Here is a 21,042-nt window from a genome sequence, read left to right as displayed (position 1 = left end):
AACCCGAAAAGTCGTTTCGTGCGAAACTGTTCTACAAGATGGCGCAGACAATCCAACACACGGTAGAATTGCGGTGGTCAAGTCTTGAAGCAACGAAAAGTCCCCGTTGAAGAAGCGCTCGGCATGGTCATCGCCCATGACCTGACCAAGATTGTTCCCGATGCCTATAAGGGACCGGCCTTTCGCAAGGGACATGTCATTAGGGCGGAAGATATACCTGAACTGCAGAAGATGGGCAAGGCCCATATCTTTGCCCTTGAGCTGGAGCCGGGAGAGATCCATGAAGATGACGCCGGCATACGGATCGGTCGGGCGGCCGCAGGGGGACATGTGCTGACCGGCGATCCGAAAGAGAGCCGCGTCAATCTCATCAGTTCGGTGAGAGGGCTCTTGAAGGTGAACGTGCCGGCTTTGCTCGCCCTCAACGAACTGGAGGATGTCGTCTTTTCCTCCTTGAGCAACCACACGCCTGTCGAATCTGGCGATCTCCTGGCGGCGACCAAGGTGATCCCCCTCGTCGTTCCGGAACAGACGGTCCAAGAGGCCGAGACCATTTGCGCGACGCAGGGGAAAATCATCGAGGTCATCCCCTACCAGGTGCTGACGGCGGGAATTGTCGTCACCGGCGGCGAAGTATATCATCAGCGGATCAAGGATGCCTTCGGACCGGTCCTCCGGGAGAAGATCCAATCCTACGGCGGCTCGGTCCTTCCCCTGGCCTACGCCCCCGATGACGCTGGGATGATAGCGGAAAAGATCAACCAACTTGCCGCTCAAGGGGCCGGACTGATCCTGGTCAGCGGCGGCATGTCAGTCGACCCCGATGATGTGACGCCCCAAGGGATTCGCCTGAGCGGCGCTCCTGTGGAAAAATACGGCGCCCCCGTTCTGCCGGGCGCCATGTTTCTGCTCGCCTATAAGGGGAACATGCCCATCATCGGCATGCCCGCCTGCGGCATGTTTTTCCGGATCACCGTGCTGGACTTGGTCCTGCCGCGCCTTTTCGCCGGCGAAAAGCTTCGGCGAGCCGATATCATCGCGCTGGCCCACGGCGGGCTCTGCCGGAATTGCCCCGAATGCCGCTACCCGAGGTGCAGCTTTGGGCAGGGCGGGATTCAGGGGTGATGGGGAAGCTAACGCCGGGCAGCACTTTGAAAACAAGAGGGCCTATTAAGCAAGGCGACAGCAAAATGTTAATCAGGGAGCCAGTTCGATAAGGCTTTGGGATTATATTGAGTTCAGAGGTAAGTTGAGGGATAAAAATGGTCTACTCGGACGTGGTGCAATCGCTTCAAAAGGGAGAGCCTTGCGTTGTCCTTACCTTATTGAAAGAAGACTCGAAACAACTTCCCGCAGTAGAAGGAAAGTGTTTTTGGTCTTGTTCTGGGATAAGAAACAGGGTGACTATCGGCATTGCAGCCGCTTCCATGGATGTGTTTTCAGCCAACTCAATCGAGAGGGAAGTCGTTGACCTCGCTGAGGCTTCCATGCGTTCAGGAAGAGTGGAGTCAAAACCCGTTTTCGTGGAAGAGGAAACGGCACGGCTGCTCGCTGAACCCTTCTTCCCACCCGATGAGTTGGTCATCCTCGGCGGCGGTCATGTCTCTCAAGCCCTCGTCCCTGTTGCCGCCATGCTGGGGTATCGCATCACCGTTGTCGATGACCGGCCTTCTTTCGCTGCGCCGGAACGCTTTCCCGGCGCGGCGAGGGTGATTTGCGACGACTTTGTCCGGGCGATCGAAAGCCTCTCCCTGCATCGCCACTGTTCGGTGGCGATCATCACCCGGGGCCACCGCCACGACCTCTGTTGCCTGGAAGCGCTCGTGGAGAAGCAACTGGGCTACCTCGGCATGATCGGCAGCCGCCGACGTGTTCACATGATCAAAGATCATCTGCGTTCTTTGGGTGTCGCCGAAGAGAGGATCGAGCGGGTGCATATGCCCATCGGTTTGGCGATCGGGGCGCAGACGCCGGAGGAGATCGCCGTCAGCATCGCCGCCGAATTGATTCAGGCGAGAAGAGGCGGGGGACGCGGCGCAGGGATCACCCTCCAGGACATGGAACTGTTACAGACCTTGGTGGAAAGCGCCAAGCAGGGCATCCCGGCCGTCCTCGCCACGGTCGTGGAAGCGCGGGGATCGACACCGCGCAAAGCCGGCGCCAAACTCCTCGTCTTCCGTGATGGGCAGATGAAGGGGACGATCGGCGGGGGCTGCATCGAGGCGGAAGCGCGGCGAGAGGCCATGCACCTCTTTGACAGAGGCGCTGCCGGGCTTTTCCGTTTTTCCTTAGACAACGATGGGGCCGCCGAAGAGGGCATGGCCTGTGGCGGGACCATGGAGGTCTTGTTGGAACTCGTTGCGACGGTTTGAAGGCCACGATGTAACGGCATTGGGGGAGTGCAAATGCGAAAAGAACTGGTCCTGATCAAAGGAGCGGGCGATCTGGCAAGCGGTGTGGCCCACCGCCTCTTTCAATGCGGTTTTATCCCCATCATGACAGAGCTGGCCGAGCCGCTCGTCGTCCGACGAACGGTGTCCTTCGCCGAAGCCCTTTACCAGGGGGAAACCACGGTGGAGGGCGTACGAGCCGTGCGGGTTGATACTGTTGATGAGGCGATCGCCCGGCGGGAACAAGGAGTCATCCCGGTGCTTGTCGATCCCGACGACAGGATAACGGAACACCTGGCGCCCACTTATTACATAGAGGCGACGATACGAAAAAGAAACCACGGCTTGACGATGGACAAGGCGCCTTTCGTGATCGCCCTGGGTCCAGGCTTTTCCGCTGGGAAGGATGTCCATGCAGTGGTGGAGACGAAGCGTGGCCATGATCTGGGACGTGTCATTTACGATGGCTACGCCATTGCCGATACGGGCATCCCGGGGGAGGTGGGCGGCTACCGGCAGGAGCGTTTGCTGCGCGCGCCTGTAGAAGGGGTCTTTTCCGCCTGCCGGGAGATTGGCGACCAGGTCGCCGAAGGGGAACCGGTGGGAACGGTGAGCGGTGAGCCGGTCATTGCGCAAATCGCCGGTATCGTACGCGGTCTCGTCAAGGACGGCATCTTCGTCACGGCCCGATTGAAAATTGGCGATGTCGATCCCCGGTTGGAGAGGGCGTATTGCTACAGCATCAGCGACAAAGCCCGGGCAATCGGCGGCGGCGTCCTGGAGGCCATGCTTCATTTAGCAGCCAAATCACAAAAGGGGCATTGAATATTGATCGAAGCAGATATGACAACCATCATTGTAATTCTTTCTGTCGTTTCATTTTGCGCTGGCTTTATCGACAGCATCGCCGGGGGTGGCGGTCTGTTGTTAATGCCGGCGCTTCTCTTTGCCGGCATCCCACCGCAGTTGGTATTGGGGACAAACAAGCTGGCCAGCACCATCGGCACCAGTTTTGCGCTGATCAATTTCATCCGCAGCAAGACGGTCGTATGGCGAGTCGTCGCGGTGGGGATCGGTTTTTCCCTCGTCGGCTCCTTCTTGGGTTCGAAAACGATCTTGTACTTCTCCAATGAGACGGTGGGGAAGATGATCGTCCTTTTGCTCCCGGCCGTAATGATCGCCACCCTGATCCCGAGAAGGAAAGGAGACTCCGCCGATCCCCTGTCAACGCGATCGCTGTACCTGAAGGTTCCCCTTTTCTGTTTCTCCCTCGGTTTTTATGATGGATTTCTCGGACCCGGCACCGGTAGTTTTCTGATCATGGCTTTTTACCTCTTCGTCGGTTTGGAACTCATCGAGGCGTCGGCGACAGCCAAGGTGTTTAACCTCGCCTCCAATGCGGGGGCATTGGTCGTTTTTTTCCTGGAAGGGAAAGTGTTGCTTGCCCTCGGCCTTCCGTTGGCCTTGGCGAATGTGGCAGGGAATTATATCGGCAGCACCCTTGCCATTAAAAAAGGCGCCTCCCTTGTGCGCGCTTTTTTGATCCTTTCCTTTTGCGTCTTGTTTGTCTCGCTCTTGTGGAAGTATTATTTGCAGTGAATTTCTTCGGATTTTCTCCGATAAAGGTCATGGAAAAGGATTGATTGTGCGCCTCTAAAGCATTAAAATAGTATTAAAAATTAATGCAAAACAAGGGGTGATCGCCATGGCTGTTTTACTCCACTGGCGCGATAAGCGGAAGCTCGTTACCCCAGCAGGAACGATATCGATGTTTTTATATGGAAACAGATCAACAGAGCCAACCCATCCAGTTATCGTGCAAACGAACATAACCTTCCCGACGATACCCCGCAGAAAAGACCTCCACGGCAGAGACCTCCCGGGAACCTCCTACTGCGCGGTCAAAAAATATGATCGAAGCGGGGGGCATCCTAACCCCAGGAGGTGATGGCTTTCTTTGAACGATGGCTGGACCCGATGCTGCAGCGTGTGACCGAAGGATCGGCTCCGAAGGACTTCGTTGATGGTTCCGATGATTCTTCACTGGAGATCTTCCGTTTCCTGGACCGCGTCTGCGACACTTTTTCCGGGTTCGACGTTCCCAGCGATGTCCAGCGACTGCTGGACGACGATCCAAGGGATCTGGAAGCCAGCGTTCAGCCATAACGGACTTGTAGGAAAGTCAGACAACCACCTACCGCCATCAGGCGATCCAGCTAGAACGGCTGGATCGTCTTGTTTTTTCCTCCACATCGCCAAACGCCTCGACTGCGGGATCGCCATGCTGCACCTGGAGGTCGGCGCTCGACAGGCTGGCGCCAACGGAACATAGCAAGCATTGCAGGCGCCCAGTTGGATAAAATTAAGACTAACCGGACGCTTTCCGACAGGCTCTCCATTCATCATCACTTGTCAAAACCGCTTTTCACCTTCGCTGTGCAAGATAATCAAATACTCTACGTAATAATTTTTTGTAAAAAGAAATTGTAATGTATTTATAATAAATAATTATCTTTTGCGTTGAAATACAATCGGCTATGATGACAGTAGGGAGTTGAGTCGCTAGAGACAGACGGACAATGTGGAGGGGAAAGATGGTAACATTTCGCGAACTGGCTGAAGAAGGTGAGTTTCTCAAACAGAGCATCATGTCGCCTCTGCCGGATAAAGTGGTCACCAGGATCTTACCGGTCGAGATCTGGGCGAGGAAGTGCATAAAGACCCTTAGACAGCGCATGCCCCAATCGACGACAGTTCACTATTTTGCCAGTTTGGCGGCCACCCGTGAACCGAGCGTGGTTACCTTTGATAAGATGCTTTTCCTCATCGAGGGTTTGGCCCTGACGGAGGACTTGTTAAGTATTTTCGGTGAACCCGCGAATCCCTCTGTTCACGATGTTCCTGGACGATCAGAGACGGAAGATCCGGTGAAGTTGACTCTTTGCCATAATTGAATCCCAATCCTTATAAAACCTGGACTTATGAAAACCAAACCCTGTGCCGTCGTTGAAGCCGGACAGGGTTTTTTGCTGTGTTCTTTAGATCTGCTTGTCGAATCCTCCGGGATGATGTATCGTGTAATTACATAAAATGTTGAGGTGTTTTGCATGAAAAAACCTGTGCTCAGCGACTATGGTTTGACGGAGAACGAGATTCCTGCCATTGAAAAGAAGTTTAAGGACCGTAAGTGGGTGGAGATGCTGATCACCATCGTCCCCCTGGGCCTGATTTACGCCTTTTTCAGCAGCGGCGTCGTCCCCGATGATAAGATGTTGATGATGGTCCCTGTCGGTTTTATCGTCGGCGCTGGCATTGCCGTCGGGGGAAAGTACTTCTACAACAACTGGTATGTCAAAAATAACCCCAAGCTTGTGGCGCTTGCCCGCTACAGAGCCGACTTGAACGCCTATCAGTCTGCGAAAGCGGAGCAATAGAACCCAACAAGGCGATGAATAAAAAATCCCCCTACAGGCTATGACAGCCGAGAAAGAAAGGGCGATGGAAACAGCGTTGCAGGCGTTGAACCTTTTTCTCCAGACACCCGGGTGATCGGCCGATCCGGGTGTTTCTCTTTTTGAAATTCACGAACTATCGCTTACTATGGTTTGTTAAGTTTTCGTTTGTGTAAAGTCCTATTTGGGATTATGATGAATAGGGGGAAGCTATCAGTGATACAGGGAGTGAGACGCCCATGGATGTCTGTCAATCGGAAAAAGGCAATAGGATAACGACCTGCCGGTTGCTGTCTCCCTGGTCGGTTGTCGGATACCGGGGACTGCCTGTGCTTGTGGTGGAAGACAACCCGATCAACCTCAAGATGATCCGCACCCAATTAAAACAGTTGGGAATTGAGACGATACACACGGCCGCCAATGGTGACGAAGCAGTGCATTTGGCCCGCGAAAATGCCTACGGGTTGATCCTGATGGACTGCCAGATGCCGGTGATGGATGGCTACAGCGCAACTGCGTTGATCCGTGACTATGAAGGAAAGGAATCTCATACGCCGATCGTGGCCGTGACGGCCCACGCCCTTCCCGGGGATCGGGAGAAGTGTCTTCAAGCGGGGATGGACGATTATATCAGCAAACCGGTTCGGTTGCAGCAACTGCTAGAGGCGCTGCAGAGTTGGCTGCCTTTAGAGACCGTCGGTGACGATAATACTGAGAGCAGTGTTGCGCAAGCTTCGGTGGAGAGTGAATCAGGGGGGAAAATCCCTGCCTCAGTATCTGATTGTGAGACGGCGCCTGTCGCGCCACCGGTGGATTTTAGCGTGGTTGAGGGTCTCCTGGGCGTAACAACGGAGGAACTTCCGCTCTTCTCCCATCTATTTACACTCTTTTATATAGAATCACGGGAGAAAATGGAAAAGATCCGTCTTGCCCTGGAGGCGAAAGAGGCCGCTCAAGTGTGCGCCTTGGCCCATTCGCTGAAGTCGGCTAGCGGCAATCTGGGCGCCCTCGCCTTATCCCGGTTGTGCCGGGAGATGGAGATGCAGTCGCGCAACGGGGCCTTGGACGGTTTGGCGCTTTTGTTCGAGCAGACCGAAAAAGAGTACGAACGGGTGAAAGCCGTCCTCGCGCCCTATTGTGACGGCGACCGATCATGAATTCACGCCGCAGGATGCTGCGGCTTTTTTCGTTCCTTCTCGGACTTTCACATCCAAATGAAGGGTCGAAAAGAAGGGAATCGAAAAAAGACGAAGAATCTATTAATTTGACGATTTTTTAAGAATTAATTGTCAATTAGAATAACCCATAGACGTCCTATCCACAGGAAGCCCTATCACACCGCTAGTGAACGTGATTACACTTTCAAAACCCGCCATTGGAGGGAGTCCATGGAAAGATATCCCGAGTACCAACTGAGCGAGATCATCAATGTGGCCAAACTCCAGGAGATTCAGGACAAGTTCACGGAAGCGACAGGGATCGCCGCCGTCATCGTCGACGGAGAAGGGCGACCGCTGACCAACCCGAGCAACTTCACGAAGTTTTGCATGCTCGTCCGTTCCACACCGGAAGGCTTAAACCGCTGCATGTGTTCCGATTCCCGGGGAGGGAGAGCGGCTGTGCGGGGCCAAGGCGCCAACGTCTACCGCTGCCATGGCGGTTTGACCGACCTGGCGGCGCCGATCATCGTCAACGACCAGTACTTAGGCGCCTTCTTGGCCGGCCAGGTGCGATTGAGCGAACGCGACTATGACGTCTTCGCCGACGTGCAGCGCCGCATTGCCGACCTCGGCTATGATCCGGCGAACGTGGAAAGGCTTCTCACCGAGGTGGAGGAGATCCCGGAGAATCGGGTGAAAGCTGCAGCCGACCTGCTCTACATCATGACCAACTACATCGTCGAAATGGGCATGGCCAACATTACCCAACGCCGGTTGTTGACGGAGATGAAGGAGAAGGCGGATCTGGAGAAGATGCTCCGCGAGGCCGAGATCAAGGCCTTGCAGTCCCAGATCAACCCCCACTTTTTATTCAACACCTTAAATACCATCGCCCGGTTGGCCCTGCTGGAAGGCGCCGCGCAGACGGAGGAGATCGTTTACGCCCTCTCCGATTTACTGCGCCACAACCTGCGCCATGACCGCCCCATGAGCGTAGTGCGCGAAGAGATCGCCTATATTCAGAGCTATCTATCCATCCAGGCTGCCCGTTTCGGCGACCGGATCCGCCCCACCGTCAACATCCCAGAAGACCTGCTCGATCTCCAGATCCCCACGATGACCTTGCAGCCCCTGGTGGAAAATGCCATTATCCATGGCTTGGAGCAAAAGACAGGCGGCGGCAAGATCGACATCACCGCCGTCCGAGAAAAGGATCGCGTAATCATCACTATCGCCGACACCGGTGTGGGAGTAACACCAGAGAAGATCGCCCAGATCTTCCGAGGCGAGCGCCACACCCCCAGCGGCCATACGACAGGCTTGGGCTTTTTAAACGTCCACCTGCGGCTTCAGCACTACTTCGGCCGCGAATGCGGCCTGCAAATCACAGGCGCCCCCGGCGAGGGAACGACAGTAGAGATCCATCTGCCCTCCCCAATCAGCGAGCCCTAGTATTGACGCCAGGAAGGAGAGGGAGCCATGTGCACCTTGATGGTTGTCGATGACGAATCTTTAGAACGCCAGGCGATCCGCCAGATCATCAAGCGGGAAGAACTGCCGATGGACGTGGTGGGGGAGGCGGCTTCCGGCGACGTTGCCGTCGAATTGGCTGAGACATTGAAACCGGATGTGGTTTTGCTCGATATCCGCATGCCCGGGCTTAACGGAATCGAGGTGATGAAGCGCCTGCGCGGTTTTTTGCCTGATTGCCGGATCATCATCCTCACCGCCTTTGACGAGTTCCAGTATGCCCGAGAAGCCGTCCAGTGGGGCGCCTTCAACTACCTGCTCAAACCGGTGCGGCCCTCCGAACTTGTGCGGGTATTGGCTACGGCGGCCGATCAGGTGAGGGAGGAGAAGCAACAACGGGCGGAAGCAGAGCGCTTGCGCCAGCAGGCGAAGCTGCAATCACAGTCGGGAGCTACCTTGTTCCGATTAAACCTTTTCGCTGAATCGGTGCAGGTCAACCCCTCTGGCGTCCTCGTCTCCATGGAGCGCGCGCTCCTGGAAAGGATCCGCTGCGGCGAACGCCGGGAGGCCCAGGCGGGATTGCAAGTGCTTCTCGATGAAGCCTTGCAGCGCTGGGACAGCATGGAGACAGTGAAGACCTACCTTGTGGAACTCCTCATCCTCCTGTCCCGTTCCGCCATGGAAGGGGGCGCCCAACTGGACCGGCTCTCCCTCTCTGACCGCGAGCGCATCGAAGGCCTGCTGGCCTGCCGATCCAAAGAAGACTGCCGTGCTTGGACGGAGAAGACCTTGGATAGCCTCTTCGACAGCATGGTCGACAACCGCTCCAGCGCCAACCGTCGCCTGATCAACCGGGCCTGCGAGTACATCACCGCCAACTGCCAGCGCAACCTTTCGTTAGAAGAGGTGGCCCGTTCGGCCCACTTAAGCCCCTACTACTTCAGTCGTATCTTCAAGACGGAAAAAGGCTGCAACTTCGTCGACTTTTTGACGAACGCCAGGATGGAGAAGGCCAAAAAACTGCTGACCGACACGGACAACAACCTGATCCAGATCGCCGGCCAGGTGGGGTATCAGGATTCGAGCTACTTCTGCCGCGTCTTTCGCAAGGAGACAGGCATGACGCCGAACCGCTACCGCAAGGATATGCGGCGGGGGAACTTTCATCAGGCGATCTCCATAGGAGCGGAGAACGGATAGGAAACCGTTGCCAATACGCCGGCACAGACACCCATGCCGCTGCCCCGCCATCAAGAAAGGAAGCAGGCAAAACGGACAAAGGAGTATTGCTATGAGCTTGTTCCGCTTCATCGCTTCAGACAATCCCTTGCCGGAAATCGATCAAAGCGGTTTTATCAGGATGAAGGTAAGGGAACTCAAGAAAATGATCCCCGTCCCTAAATCGCCGGTCCCCCTGGCATCATGGGATGAACTTGATGAAAATAGCGAGGTCTTGTATGCGGAGAGTGAAGCGGATATCGGCGGGTTGCACATTTCTATCTGTGACAACCCGCCCTATGGCCTGGAGTGCTATATAACGAAAGCATACATCTACTGGCTTGGTGGGCGATTTCATCCCAAGTGCGTGAATCAACTTCATGATTACATCAAGAAAAACATCGGCACAGAAGACAAGGTGGAACTCTGGTCCATCTGGTTCGGAGATACAACAGAAAAAAAACTGGTCAAAAGAGTCCCGCTTCCAGTACTGACAGTGGACGATCTTGAATTGCTTCGAAGTCATGGGCACTGTTGCATCATCATAGAGTGAAAGAGGGCGCCCGACTACAGTAAATTCGAATTCCCGACGCCAACTCCGGGTAATGGACTTGTTGTTGCCAATACCTTTCTACGGAGTCTTCAAATTTTTAAAAATCTGCACATAGATCCGCCTAGACAGGTGTGCGCGTATTACCATAGCTGATACGTGTGCGCCTGTCTCTATTTCGTTGGAATGTAGGACTGGATGTTCATCGCCGCTTTTTTGTGGCCCTCTTCCTTTACACAGCGCAAAAGAACCCCATTTTGTCAGAAAAGTTCTATGATTTGTGTGAAAAGTCCAATCATTCTATATATCCGTCAATTCAATGCGCTTGTGGGAACAAGATAATCCACTAGGAGCGCAAGAACCCTCATAGGAAAAGAAGCCCTTAACGCCAATATATTTAGCGTGAATTGAAAATGAGTGCACAAGCGCGAAGACATATGCGCAGCGAAGACATGAGCAATGAAGCAAGCGATGACCGAACGCAGAAGGCGGTGCTGAATTTGGAGAAGATTCAGGAAAAACCGAGGATGATTCAGGAGTACGTCCCCGGCAAACAGGTGACCTTGGCCCATCTGATCGCCAACCCCAAAAAAGACCTCTGCGAACGCCTGGGCTTGGAGTCCTGTTCGGCCATCGGCATCCTGACGATCACTCCCAGCGAAGCCGCCATCATCGCCGCTGACGTGGCCACCAAGACGGCTGCTGTGGAGATCGGGTTCCTGGACCGCTTCACCGGCTCCCTCGTCATCAGCGGCAACGTCTCCGCCGTGGAAGCCGCCCTCCAGCAGGTGACCACCATGCTCTGCAATCAGCTGGCCTTTTCCGCCGCCAAGCTGACCCGCTCCTGATGGTCGCGGCTATGAAGCGCGTCATGCTCATCGGCCCCGTGGGCGCCGGAAAAACCACCCTGATCCAAGCCTTGCAACGGTTTGCCGATGGCGTCGGCGAGGGAAGCACCGAGGAACCCGCCGAGACACCCACCGAGAACCCCACAAACACACCCACGGCAGAAAAGGCAGCCAAGACCCAGATGATCCTCTACCAAGACGGCATGATCGACACACCGGGCGAGTACATCCAGTCTCCCCGTTTTTACGCGGCATTGCAGGTGACTGCAGCCGACGCGTCCCTGATCCTCCTCGTTCACGATGGCACCAAACGCAGCGTATCCGTTCCACCCGGCTTCGCCGGCATGTTTGCCTGTCCTGTCATCGGCGTGGTCACCAAGATCGACCACCCGGAAGCAGACCGGCAGACGGCGGCGGCCCGCCTGAGACAGGCTGGAATCAGAGAAGCGATGTTCTTTGTTTCCGCCCGCACCGGCGAAGGCCTGGCGGAATTGCATACATTCCTCGCCGAAAGGGGGTGCAACCATGGGTGAAGCATTAGGTTTGGTCGAAACAAAAGGCCTCGTCGGCGCTATCGAAGCGGCTGACGCGATGGTCAAAGCAGCCAACGTCATCCTCGTTGGTTACGAAAAAATCGGCTCCGGTCTCGTTACGGTGATGGTCCGCGGCGATGTGGGCGCCATCAAGGCCGCCACCGACGCCGGCGCCTGCGCCGCCGCCAAGGTCGGCGAAGTCCTGTCGGTCCACGTCATTCCGCGTCCGCATATGGATGTGGAAAAAATTCTTCCGAAATTGAAGTAATCATGAAGAAAACACGGAGGTGTTTTGATCGTGCATGAGCAGTTGATGGACAAGGTCATGGAAGAGATCAAAAAGCGCATGGAAGCGGCTGCCCCGGAAGCGCCCAAAGCGGAAGCCCCGAAAGCCGTCCTGAAAAACCCCGGCATCACCGAATTCGTCGGAACGGCCATCGGTGACACGATCGGCCTGGTCATCGCCAACGTCGACCCGATCCTGCACTCTTACATGAAACTCGATCCCAAGTATCGCTCCATCGGCATCCTGGGCGCCCGGACCGGCGCCGGCCCCCACATCATGGCCGCCGACGAAGCCGTCAAAGCCACCAACACAGAGATCGTTGCCATCGAACTGGCCCGCGACACCAAGGGCGGCGCCGGCCATGGCAGCCTGATCCTCTTCGGCGCCGAGGAAGTCTCCGACGCCCGCCGCGCCATCGAAGTGGCCCTGAAAGAACTGGACCGCACCTTCGGCGACGTCTACGCCAATGACGCCGGCCACCTGGAAATGCAGTACACCGCCCGGGCCAGCTACGCCATCAACAAGGCCTTCGGCGCCCCCCTGGGCAAAGCCTTCGGCCTGATCGTCGGCGCTCCCGCCGCCATCGGCGTCATCATGGCCGATACGGCTGTCAAGACGGCCAACGTGGACATCGTCGGCTATGCCAGCCCTGCCGCCGGCACCAGCCACTCCAACGAAGTGATCCTGCAAATCACCGGCGACTCCGGCGCCGTTCGTCAATCTGTGCTCGCCGCTAAGGAAATCGGGTTGAAGCTCATCGAAGCCATGGCCGGCCCGGCCCCTTCCGTGACGACGCCCTACATCTAAACAATAGGGAGGGATAGCGAGTGAAACGCTCCAAGCGCTTCGAAGCCCTGGCAGCCCGCCCCGTCAACCAGGACGGATTCGTGGTCGAGTGGCCGGAAGTCGGTCTCATCGCCATGGGCAGCCCCAATGACCCCGTACCCAGCATCAAAGTGGTGAATGGGAAAGTCGTCGAACTGGACGGCAAGCGACGGGAAGACTTCGACTTCATCGACCAGTTCATCGCCGACTATGCCATCGACGCCACCGTCGCCGAAAAAGCCATGGCCATGGACAGCCTGGCCATCGCCAAGATGCTCGTCGACATCAACGTCTCCCGTGACGAGGTTGTCAAAGTCGCTCGCGGTCTCACCCCCGCCAAACTGGTCGATGTCTTCGACAAGATGAATGTCGTCGAAATGATGATGGCCGTTCAGAAGATGCGGGCCCGCAAGATCCCCTCCAACCAGTGCCACGTCACCAACCTCCAAGACAACCCGGTGCAAATCGCCGCCGACGCCGCCGAAGCGGCCCTGCGCGGATTTGATGAAATGGAAACCACCGTCGGCGTTGTCCGTTACGCCCCCTTCAACGCCCTCTCCCTGCAGGTCGGCGGTCAGGTCGGCCGCGGCGGCGTCCTGATCCAGTGCGCCCTGGAAGAAGCGACGGAACTGCTCCTGGGCATGCGCGGCATCACCGCCTACGCCGAAACCATCTCCGTCTACGGCACGGAAAACGTCTTCGTCGACGGCGACGACACCCCCTGGTCCAAAGGCTTCCTGGCCTCCGCCTACGCCTCTCGCGGCCTGAAGATGCGCTTCACCTCCGGCACCGGTTCGGAAGTGCAGATGGGCTACGCCGAAGGCAAGTCCATGCTCTACCTGGAGATCCGCTGCATCCTTGTCACCAAGGGCGCCGGCGTCCAGGGCCTGCAAAACGGCTCCATCTCCTGCATCGGCGTGCCGGGCGCTGTCCCCTCGGGCATCCGCGCCGTCCTCGCCGAGAACCTCTGCACCACCATGCTCGACCTGGAAGTCGCCTCCGGCAATGACCAGACCTTCTCCCACTCCGACATGCGCCGGACCGCTCGCCTGCTGATGCAGATGCTGCCGGGCACCGACTTCATCACCTCTGGCTACAGCGCCACGCCGAACTATGACAACATGTTTGCCGGCTCCAACGTGGACGCCGAAGACTTCGACGATTTCAACATCATCCAGCGCGACCTGAAGGTCGACGGCGGCCTGCGCCCCGTTTCGGAAGCGGAAGTCATCGCTGTCCGGAACAAAGCGGCCAAAGCCCTCCAGGTGGTCTTCCGCGAACTGGGCTTCCCGGCCATCACCGACGAGGAAGTGGAAGCGGCCACCTATGCTCATGGCAGCAAGGACATGCCGCCCCGGAACGTCGTCGAAGACCTGAAAGCCGCCGAAGACATGATGAAGCGGGGCATCACCGGCATCGACATCGTCAAAGCCCTGGCCAAGAACGGCTTTGCCGACATCGCCCAGAACGTCCTCAACATGCTCAAGCAGCGCATCTCCGGCGACTACCTGCACACCTCGTCCATCCTGGACAAGGACTTCAACGTCGTCAGCGCCGTCAACTGCTGCAACGACTATGCCGGCCCCGGAACGGGCTATCGCATGAGCAAGGAACGCTGGGACGAGATTCAGAACATCAGCCAGGCCATCAAGCCGTCCGACTTTGACGTTTGATCGGGAGAGAGGTGGAACAAGGATGCAACTGAACGAGCAAGTGCTCCGTGAGATCGTACTGCAAGTCCTGCAAGGCATGGAAGCGCCGGCCGCCGCGCCCGCCAAGACGGTCGTCACCGGACGCCCCATGACCATCACCGAACAAGGCGAAGCCCGTCCGGGCGCGAAGAGCGACGAAGTCGTCGTCGCCCTGGCCCCGGCGTTTGCGAAATATCAGAACAAGACCATCGTCAACATCCCCCACAGCGATGTCCTCCGCGAAATCATCGCCGGCATCGAAGAAGAAGGGATGCGCGCCCGGGTCATCCGCGTGACCCGCTCCTCTGACGTGGCCTTTGTCGCCCATGACGGCACCAAGATCAGCGGCTCCGGCATCGCCATCGGGATCCAGTCCCGGGGCACCACGGTCATTCACCAGAAAGACCTGCCGCCCCTCAGCAACCTGGAACTGTTCCCCCAATCGCCCCTGATCGACCTGCCGGCCTACCGGGCCATCGGCCGCAACGCCGCCAAGTACGCCAAAGGCGAGTCCCCGACGCCGGTTCCCACGAAAAACGACCAGATGGCCCGGCCCAAGTTCCAGGCCAAAGCGGCCGTGCTGCACATCAAGGAAACGGAACACGTCGTTCCCGGCGCTAAGCCGGTTGAACTTCAAGTACAGTTCTAGAAGGTGGTGACGGGAATGAATGAAAAAATGCTCGAAGAACTGGTCCGCCAGGTGCTCGCATCGGTGACCCAGGCGCCCGCCGCGTCTGCCGCTCCGGCTCCTGCCCAAGCTTGCGCCAAGCTGGATCCGAAAGCCGACTACCCCCTGGCCACGAAGCGGCCGGAACTGCTGAAATCGCCTACCGGCAAAAAACTCAGCGACATCACCCTGGACAACGTCCTGAGCGGCGCCGTGACTGCCGATGATGTGCGGATCACCCCGGAAACCCTGCGGATGCAAGCGGAGATCGCCGACGGCGTCGGCCGCGTTCAGTTTGCCGCCAACCTGCGCCGGGCTGCCGAATTGACGGCCATCCCCGACGCTCGCATCCTCGAGATCTACAACGCCCTGCGCCCGTACCGCTCCACGAAAGCAGAACTGTTGGCCATCGCTGACGAACTGGACAACAAGTTCGCCGCTAAAATCAATGCCGCTTTTGTGCGGGAAGCCGCCGATGTCTATGAGCGCCGGAACCGCCTGAAAGCGGAGTAGGGAAGTGAACGCTCATGGCCATTGTGGCGGGCGTCGATATCGGCAACTCCACCACGGAGGTATGCATCGCCCAGGTCAGTGATTCGGGAGAGATGCAGTTTCTGAGCAGCGGCATCGTTAAAACGACCGGCATCAAGGGAACGACTGCCAACATCCCCGGCATCCGCATGGCCCTCGCCGACGCCCTCAAAAGCGCCGGCGTGGACATGCACGATCTGAAGCAGATCCGCTTCAACGAAGCCACCCCTGTCATCGGCGACCTGGCCATGGAGACGATCACCGAAACGATCATCACCGAGTCGACCATGATCGGTCACAACCCGGGCACACCGGGCGGCCTCGGCCTCGGCGTCGGCAAGACAGTGGCTTTTGGCGAACTGGACCAGGTCCTCTCCGGGGAAAAGGTGATCGTCGTCATCCCCGCCGGCATCGACTTTGCCGATGCCGCCCAGTCCCTCAATTGGGCTTTTGACCGTGGCGTTTTGATCGAAGGGGCCATCGCCTGCCAGGACGATGCGGTCTTGATCGCCAACCGGCTCGAAAAGACGATCCCCATCGTCGACGAAGTCACCCTCATCGACAAGGTGCCCCTGGGCATGTTGGCCGCTGTGGAAGTGACCGAGCCGGGGAACACGATCCAAACCCTGTCGAACCCCTACGGCATCGCCACCGTCTTTAACCTGACGCCGGAAGAGACCAAAATGGTCGTGCCCATCGCCCGGGCGCTGATCGGCAACCGCTCTGCCGTCGTCGTCCGGACGCCTCAGGGCGATGTCAAAGCCCGCACCATCCCCGCCGGCGCCATCACCATCTTCGGCCAGCGCCACCGCGAAGAGATCGACGTGGACGCCGGATCGACCAAGATCATGCAGGCTGTCGAACGGGTCCAACCGGTCGTGGATGTGAAAGGCGAGCCGGGCACCAACGCCGGCGGCATGCTGGAGCGAGTCCGCCAGGTCATGAGCGACCTGACGGGCCAGCCCCTCAACCAGATGAACATCCAAGACCTGCTCAGCGTCGACACCTTCATCCCCCAAGAGGTCCGCGGCGGCCTGGCCGGCGAGTTCGCCCTCGAAAACGCCGTCGCCCTGGCGGCGATGGTCAAGACGAGCCGCCTGCCGATGCAGCAGATCGCCGATCAACTGACGGCCCAACTCGGCATCCCTGTCGTCATCGCCGGTGTGGAAGCCAACATGGCCGTCCTCGGGGCCTTGACGACACCGGGCACGGACAAGCCCCTGGCCATCTTGGACATGGGCGGCGGATCGACCGACGCGGCCATCGCCACCCGCGACGGCAAGACCCACTCGATCCACCTGGCGGGCGCCGGAGACATGGTCACCATGCTGATCAACTCGGAACTGGGTCTGAACGACATCGACCTGGCCGAGGACATCAAGAAGCACTCCCTGGCCAAGGTAGAGAGCCTCTACCACGTCCGCCTGGAAGACGGCACAGTGCGTTTTTATGAACAGCACCTGCCGCCCCAGGTCTTCGCCCGGGTCGTCATCTTGAAGGAAAGCGGCATGGTCCCCATCCCGACGACCCACTCGCTGGAAAAGATCCGCCACGTGCGCCGGGAAGCCAAGAAGAAGGTCTTCGTGACCAACGCCTTGCGCGCCCTGGCCCGGGTGGCCCCCACCGGCAACGTCCGTCACATCGAGTTCGTCGTCATGGTGGGCGGTTCGGCCCTCGATTTCGAGGTCGCCGACATGGTAGCCGACGCCTTGGCCGAATACGGCATCGTCTGCGGCCGCGGCAACATCCGCGGGACGGAAGGTCCCCGCAACGCTGTTGCCACCGGCCTGGTGCTCACCTATACCGGCGACGGGAGGTGAGCAGGCGATGACCACGGCAAAGACGGTCGAGGCGAACGCTGCATTGAATGTCCCTGCCGCTGCGGCAATGGCTGCGGAACGGGCGCCGGCAAGACCGTCTGTCATCATCTCCTACACACCCCATGACGGTTGCCAGCGGAAGCTGCGGGAATTGAATGCCGGACTCGAAGAGGAAGGCATCCCCGCCTCAACCCGGACCGTGGAGGTGGGCGATCTGAGCCAGATCGCCCACCAGGCGGCCCATGCCTCCCAACTCGGTGTCGGCATCAGTGTCATCGGCGGCCTGGGGATGTGCATCCACCACCGCCGCCTGCCGGAAAACCGTCCCCTTTTTCTGCTCGATGAGACGGGAAGACCGGCCGACTGGCGTCGTTTTGGCTACAACGCGGCGCGGCTGGTCAAAGGGACGGCCTTCAAGCTGGAAACCGACGCTGAGCCGGCGAGCCGGAGGGGGAAGGGCGCCGAAGCGGCAGGAGCGACTGGAGCGATAGGAGCGACAGGAGCGCAAGGTCGTTCGGAAGCGAACCTCAGTGGTATAGCGAATTCATATTCAACGATTGGCGACGCACAATCGGGCGCTGAAGAACCGCTCGACCAAGTGATCGCCCGGATCGTCGCCAAGATCCTGGCAGAGCAGTGCCCGATGCAAGGCAAGGCAACGAATCAAGGCGAGGCGAAGGGGGTGAACCCGTGGTCCAAAATGCCCTGGGGTTGATTGAAGCCGTAGGCATGGCCGCAGCCGTTGAGGCTGCCGACGCTGCCGTCAAAGCGGCGAACATTGAATTGCTCGGTTACGAACTGACCAAAGGCGGCGGCATGGTCCTGATCAAGCTGGCCGGCGACGTGGGCGCCGTCAAGGCAGCCGTCGCGGCCGGCGCAGAAGCGGCCCGCAAAGTCAACAAGGTCGCAGCGACCCATGTCATCGCCCGCCCGCACAGCGAAATCAAGGGCGTCATCTTCAACCGGGAAACAGTCACCACGAAGGCGTCCGGATCGAAGGTTGTATCCGAAACCCCGCCTGCGTCGGACGCTTCGACGGGAAGTGAACCGGATGCCGAACCTGAGCCTGCCTCGGCGCCTGAGCCTGCACCAGCGCCTGCGCCCGAAGTGCTCGCGGAACCGGTGACCGAGCCTGTACTCGAACCGGAGAGCGAACCGGTGATCGAAGCAGCGCCAGAGCCGGAGACGGAACCTGTGTCTGAATCGGTATCCGAACCTGTTTTGGAACCGGTATCAGAATCCGTGACAGAACCGGCCTCTCCATACACCTGCAACCTCTGCGGCGATCCCCGCTGTCCCCGGAAAAAAGGGGAGCCCCGCAGCACATGCATGCACCACAAAGCCTAAGGAGGTATGACCGATGCGAGGAGAAGCTCTGGGCATGGTGGAAACCAAAGGTCTCGTCGGCGCCGTAGAAGCGGCCGACGCCATGGTGAAAGCGGCCAACGTCAATCTGATCGGTTATGAAAAAATCGGTTCCGGCCTGGTCACCGTCTTCGTCCGCGGCGACGTCGGCGCTGTCAAAGCCGCTGTCGACTCCGGCGCCGTTGCAGCCCAAAAAGTCGGCGAACTGGTCGCCGTCCATGTCATTCCCCGCCCCCATATGGATGTGGAAAAAATCATTCCCAAATTCGAGGCCTGATCCTTGTGTCTTCGGACGCAGGGCAGAAGTAGGTGAAACCGTTGGACGCCAAATTGATGGAACAAATCATCACCCAAGTGGTCATCGCCCTGCAGGAGCGCTTCCCCGATGGGGAAGCGCCTCCGAAGGGGATCCCCGTCGGCATCTCTAACCGCCATATCCACCTCTCCACGACGGACGCGGCCATCCTCTTCGGGGAAGGTCACGCCTTGACGAAGATGAAGGACCTCAAACAGGAAGGCGAGTACGCCGCCGAAGAGACGGTCACCCTCATCGGTCCGAAAGGCGTCCTGCGCAGCGTTCGCGTCCTCGGTCCCTTGCGGGGTCAGACCCAGGTGGAAATCTCCCGCACCGACGGCTTCACCCTCGGTATCAACGCCCCGGTCCGCGATTCCGGCCAGACCCAGGGATCGCCGGGGATTTCCATCGCCGGTCCCTGCGGCGCCCTCATGCTGAGAGAAGGCGTCATCTGCGCGGCCCGGCATATTCATATGAGCCCCGCCGAGGCGGAAGCCCTCCGCCTCCATGACCAGGACCGCGTCAACATCGAGAGCTTCGGACCACGCGGCGTCATCTTCAAAAACGTGCTGATCCGGGTCCATCCCAAGTTCCGCTTGGAGATGCACCTGGACGTCGATGAGGCCAACGCCGCCGGCCTGAAAAACAACGACCCCGTTTACCTCTACCGGCCGGAGTGAAAGGAGGCGGGCGTTGATGGATGAAGAACTGGTCCGCCGCGTGATGGAAGAAGTGATGCGGCGCATCCGCCAGGCCTCGGACGATACAACCGCTGACAGCGCTCCCGCAACACCCCGGTCCTCTGTGATGGCCATCTTCACCGGCGGCACCATCGGCAGGGAGGAGGGGCTCGCGGCCCTCAAGGAGTTGCAGGAAGACGCCTGCCACCTGACGGTCGTCCTCTCCCGGGCAGCGGAAACGATCATCGGCGCCGTACGGGTGCGCCAGCACCTGGGCGACGACGTGACGATCGTGACGCCGGACTCTCCCTATCCCGGTAAGGCGCTCCGGCAGGCGGACCTGGTCATCGTGCCTGTGCTGACACAGAACACCATGGCCAAGCTGGCCCACACCCTGTCTGACACGTTGCCCACAACGCTGATCATGCAGGCGCTCATGCTGGGCAAGCCGGTCATCGCCGCCGAAAACGCCGCTGACCCCCGGGACAGTTGGCGAGCCGGCCTGGAGATGGACAAAGCCCCCATCGTCCTGGTGCGGGCCTTTCAGGAGAACCTGCGCAAGGTGCGCGACTTCGGCGTGAACCTGACCGATGTGCGCAACCTGGGCCGGGAAGCCCGGCGGGCGCTGGAACGTTTCAACGCCGGCGGCAGGGAAGCGGTAGCGCCGCAAACCGCTGCGCCGGCGAAAAAGAACCTCGTCGACGCCGAAAAAATCAAAGCCGTCGCTCTATCGGGCGGACGGGTCTATTCCGTCGCCCCGGGAGATCTGATCACCCCTCTGGCTCGCGACACAGCCCGGGATTACGGCGTAGAAATTATCCGGGCGAACACCTAAAAGACCGGTGAGCCCGAGGAGGGGAGCGATCTTCCATGTGGATCGGAACGGTTGTAGGAAACGTCGTCTCCACCAGCAAGGATGAGAGCCTCGTCGGCAGCAAGCTGCTGATCGTCAAGCCCATGTCCAGCAGTTCAGCCAACAAAATCGGGCTGATCGTGGCTGTCGACACAGTGGGCGCGGGAAGCGGCGAACGGGTGCTGGTCCTGCAAGGGACATCGGCCCGGCTGATCCTGCCCAATAAAAACAGCGCCGTTGACGCCGCCATCGTCGGGATCATCGACAGCGTTGAACTCGACGAACGGCTGCTCAACGACGCCGATTGACCGGCTCCGCAAACGGCCGGCCCGATTCGCCCGCCACGGCGGGTCGGGTGGGCCGGGAGCACCCACACGGCGAAACACCGCCGAAAAAGCCGGCAAGGGG

General features: G+C 58.8%; 26 protein-coding genes. 25 read left to right on the top strand and 1 reads right to left on the bottom strand.

Annotation, left to right across the window (positions count from 1 at the left end; genetic code table 11):
• Positions 1-84: 84 nt before the first annotated feature.
• The 5 genes from AC0CW1_RS04830 to AC0CW1_RS04810 all read left to right on the top strand — a co-directional run bounded on the left by AC0CW1_RS04830 (position 85) and on the right by AC0CW1_RS04810 (position 4,556).
• Positions 85-1,125, top strand: coding sequence for a molybdopterin-binding protein (locus AC0CW1_RS04830; protein WP_488181916.1), 1,041 nt, complete (start codon positions 85-87; stop codon positions 1,123-1,125).
• Positions 1,126-1,400: 275 nt separating this feature from the next.
• Complete coding sequence (locus AC0CW1_RS04825; protein WP_488181915.1) at positions 1,401-2,372, top strand: XdhC family protein; 972 nt, start codon at positions 1,401-1,403, stop codon at positions 2,370-2,372.
• Positions 2,373-2,405: 33 nt separating this feature from the next.
• On the top strand, positions 2,406-3,215 hold the full coding sequence (gene yqeB / locus AC0CW1_RS04820; RefSeq protein ID WP_488181914.1) for a selenium-dependent molybdenum cofactor biosynthesis protein YqeB: 810 nt from the start codon (positions 2,406-2,408) through the stop codon (positions 3,213-3,215).
• 3 nt (positions 3,216-3,218) lie between these two features.
• Positions 3,219-3,989, top strand: coding sequence for a sulfite exporter TauE/SafE family protein (locus AC0CW1_RS04815; protein ID WP_488181913.1), 771 nt, complete (start codon positions 3,219-3,221; stop codon positions 3,987-3,989).
• A 348-nt stretch (positions 3,990-4,337) separates the two neighbouring features.
• Positions 4,338-4,556 (top strand): hypothetical protein, encoded by a 219-nt coding sequence (locus AC0CW1_RS04810; RefSeq protein WP_488181912.1) that lies wholly within the window; start codon positions 4,338-4,340, stop codon positions 4,554-4,556.
• A 37-nt stretch (positions 4,557-4,593) separates the two neighbouring features.
• On the opposite strand, the gene AC0CW1_RS04805 is transcribed toward AC0CW1_RS04810, so the two are convergent.
• Positions 4,594-4,725, bottom strand: coding sequence for a hypothetical protein (locus AC0CW1_RS04805; protein WP_488181911.1), 132 nt, complete (start codon positions 4,723-4,725; stop codon positions 4,594-4,596).
• 259 nt (positions 4,726-4,984) lie between these two features.
• Between AC0CW1_RS04805 and AC0CW1_RS04800 the strand changes: the two genes are divergently transcribed.
• The 20 genes from AC0CW1_RS04800 (at position 4,985) to AC0CW1_RS04705 (ending at position 20,942) form a co-directional block, all read left to right on the top strand.
• Positions 4,985-5,344, top strand: coding sequence for a hypothetical protein (locus AC0CW1_RS04800; RefSeq protein ID WP_488181910.1), 360 nt, complete (start codon positions 4,985-4,987; stop codon positions 5,342-5,344).
• Between the two features lie 153 nt (positions 5,345-5,497).
• The gene (locus AC0CW1_RS04795) at positions 5,498-5,824 is read left to right on the top strand and encodes a hypothetical protein (protein WP_488181909.1); all 327 of its coding nucleotides are present in this window, start codon (positions 5,498-5,500) and stop codon (positions 5,822-5,824) included.
• Positions 5,825-6,081: 257 nt separating this feature from the next.
• Entirely contained in the window at positions 6,082-6,999 is a 918-nt protein-coding gene (locus tag AC0CW1_RS04790; protein WP_488181908.1) for a response regulator, read from the top strand.
• 231 nt (positions 7,000-7,230) lie between these two features.
• Positions 7,231-8,454, top strand: coding sequence for a sensor histidine kinase (locus tag AC0CW1_RS04785; protein ID WP_488181907.1), 1,224 nt, complete (start codon positions 7,231-7,233; stop codon positions 8,452-8,454).
• 27 nt (positions 8,455-8,481) lie between these two features.
• Positions 8,482-9,672, top strand: a complete 1,191-nt coding sequence (locus AC0CW1_RS04780) for a response regulator (RefSeq protein ID WP_488181906.1) — start codon at positions 8,482-8,484, stop codon at positions 9,670-9,672.
• A 91-nt stretch (positions 9,673-9,763) separates the two neighbouring features.
• Positions 9,764-10,243, top strand: a complete 480-nt coding sequence (locus tag AC0CW1_RS04775) for a hypothetical protein (RefSeq protein ID WP_488181905.1) — start codon at positions 9,764-9,766, stop codon at positions 10,241-10,243.
• Positions 10,244-10,767: 524 nt separating this feature from the next.
• Positions 10,768-11,088 carry a BMC domain-containing protein gene (locus AC0CW1_RS04770; protein ID WP_488182119.1) on the top strand — a complete coding sequence of 107 codons (321 nt, stop codon included), beginning with the start codon at positions 10,768-10,770 and terminating at the stop codon, positions 11,086-11,088.
• Between the two features lie 11 nt (positions 11,089-11,099).
• Positions 11,100-11,621 carry a EutP/PduV family microcompartment system protein gene (locus AC0CW1_RS04765; RefSeq protein WP_488181904.1) on the top strand — a complete coding sequence of 174 codons (522 nt, stop codon included), beginning with the start codon at positions 11,100-11,102 and terminating at the stop codon, positions 11,619-11,621.
• Positions 11,614-11,889 carry a propanediol utilization microcompartment protein PduA gene (pduA, locus tag AC0CW1_RS04760; protein WP_161258605.1) on the top strand — a complete coding sequence of 92 codons (276 nt, stop codon included), beginning with the start codon at positions 11,614-11,616 and terminating at the stop codon, positions 11,887-11,889. The genes AC0CW1_RS04765 and pduA (AC0CW1_RS04760) overlap by 8 nt, the downstream gene beginning before the upstream one ends.
• Before the next feature lie 30 nt (positions 11,890-11,919).
• A complete protein-coding gene (gene pduB / locus AC0CW1_RS04755) occupies positions 11,920-12,714 on the top strand; it encodes a propanediol utilization microcompartment protein PduB (protein WP_488181903.1) in 795 nt (264 codons plus the stop codon).
• 20 nt (positions 12,715-12,734) lie between these two features.
• A complete protein-coding gene (locus AC0CW1_RS04750; protein ID WP_488181902.1) occupies positions 12,735-14,405 on the top strand; it encodes a propanediol/glycerol family dehydratase large subunit in 1,671 nt (556 codons plus the stop codon).
• A gap of 22 nt (positions 14,406-14,427) precedes the next feature.
• Positions 14,428-15,072 carry a propanediol/glycerol family dehydratase medium subunit gene (locus tag AC0CW1_RS04745; protein ID WP_488181901.1) on the top strand — a complete coding sequence of 215 codons (645 nt, stop codon included), beginning with the start codon at positions 14,428-14,430 and terminating at the stop codon, positions 15,070-15,072.
• Positions 15,073-15,087: 15 nt separating this feature from the next.
• Positions 15,088-15,603 (top strand): diol dehydratase small subunit, encoded by a 516-nt coding sequence (locus tag AC0CW1_RS04740; protein ID WP_488181900.1) that lies wholly within the window; start codon positions 15,088-15,090, stop codon positions 15,601-15,603.
• A 14-nt stretch (positions 15,604-15,617) separates the two neighbouring features.
• Complete coding sequence (locus tag AC0CW1_RS04735) at positions 15,618-17,441, top strand: diol dehydratase reactivase subunit alpha (RefSeq protein ID WP_488181899.1); 1,824 nt, start codon at positions 15,618-15,620, stop codon at positions 17,439-17,441.
• A gap of 7 nt (positions 17,442-17,448) precedes the next feature.
• Positions 17,449-18,156 (top strand): glycerol dehydratase reactivase beta/small subunit family protein, encoded by a 708-nt coding sequence (locus tag AC0CW1_RS04730; protein WP_488181898.1) that lies wholly within the window; start codon positions 17,449-17,451, stop codon positions 18,154-18,156.
• Positions 18,132-18,788: a BMC domain-containing protein gene (locus AC0CW1_RS04725; protein WP_488181897.1), complete on the top strand. Its 657-nt coding sequence runs from the start codon at positions 18,132-18,134 to the stop codon at positions 18,786-18,788. Before AC0CW1_RS04730 ends, AC0CW1_RS04725 begins: the two co-directional genes overlap by 25 nt.
• A 13-nt stretch (positions 18,789-18,801) precedes the next feature.
• The gene (gene pduA, locus AC0CW1_RS04720) at positions 18,802-19,083 is read left to right on the top strand and encodes a propanediol utilization microcompartment protein PduA (protein ID WP_161258613.1); all 282 of its coding nucleotides are present in this window, start codon (positions 18,802-18,804) and stop codon (positions 19,081-19,083) included.
• Positions 19,084-19,139: 56 nt separating this feature from the next.
• Positions 19,140-19,781 carry a phosphate propanoyltransferase gene (locus tag AC0CW1_RS04715; protein WP_488181896.1) on the top strand — a complete coding sequence of 214 codons (642 nt, stop codon included), beginning with the start codon at positions 19,140-19,142 and terminating at the stop codon, positions 19,779-19,781.
• A gap of 16 nt (positions 19,782-19,797) precedes the next feature.
• Positions 19,798-20,616: a flavoprotein gene (locus AC0CW1_RS04710; protein WP_488181895.1), complete on the top strand. Its 819-nt coding sequence runs from the start codon at positions 19,798-19,800 to the stop codon at positions 20,614-20,616.
• 35 nt (positions 20,617-20,651) lie between these two features.
• Positions 20,652-20,942: a EutN/CcmL family microcompartment protein gene (locus AC0CW1_RS04705; protein ID WP_488181894.1), complete on the top strand. Its 291-nt coding sequence runs from the start codon at positions 20,652-20,654 to the stop codon at positions 20,940-20,942.
• Positions 20,943-21,042: the final 100 nt, after the last annotated feature.

It is taken from the genome of Heliomicrobium sulfidophilum, from assembly GCF_057715735.1.
Note: the sequence above shows the minus strand (reverse complement) of the source record. Positions and strands in the feature narration are given on the sequence as shown.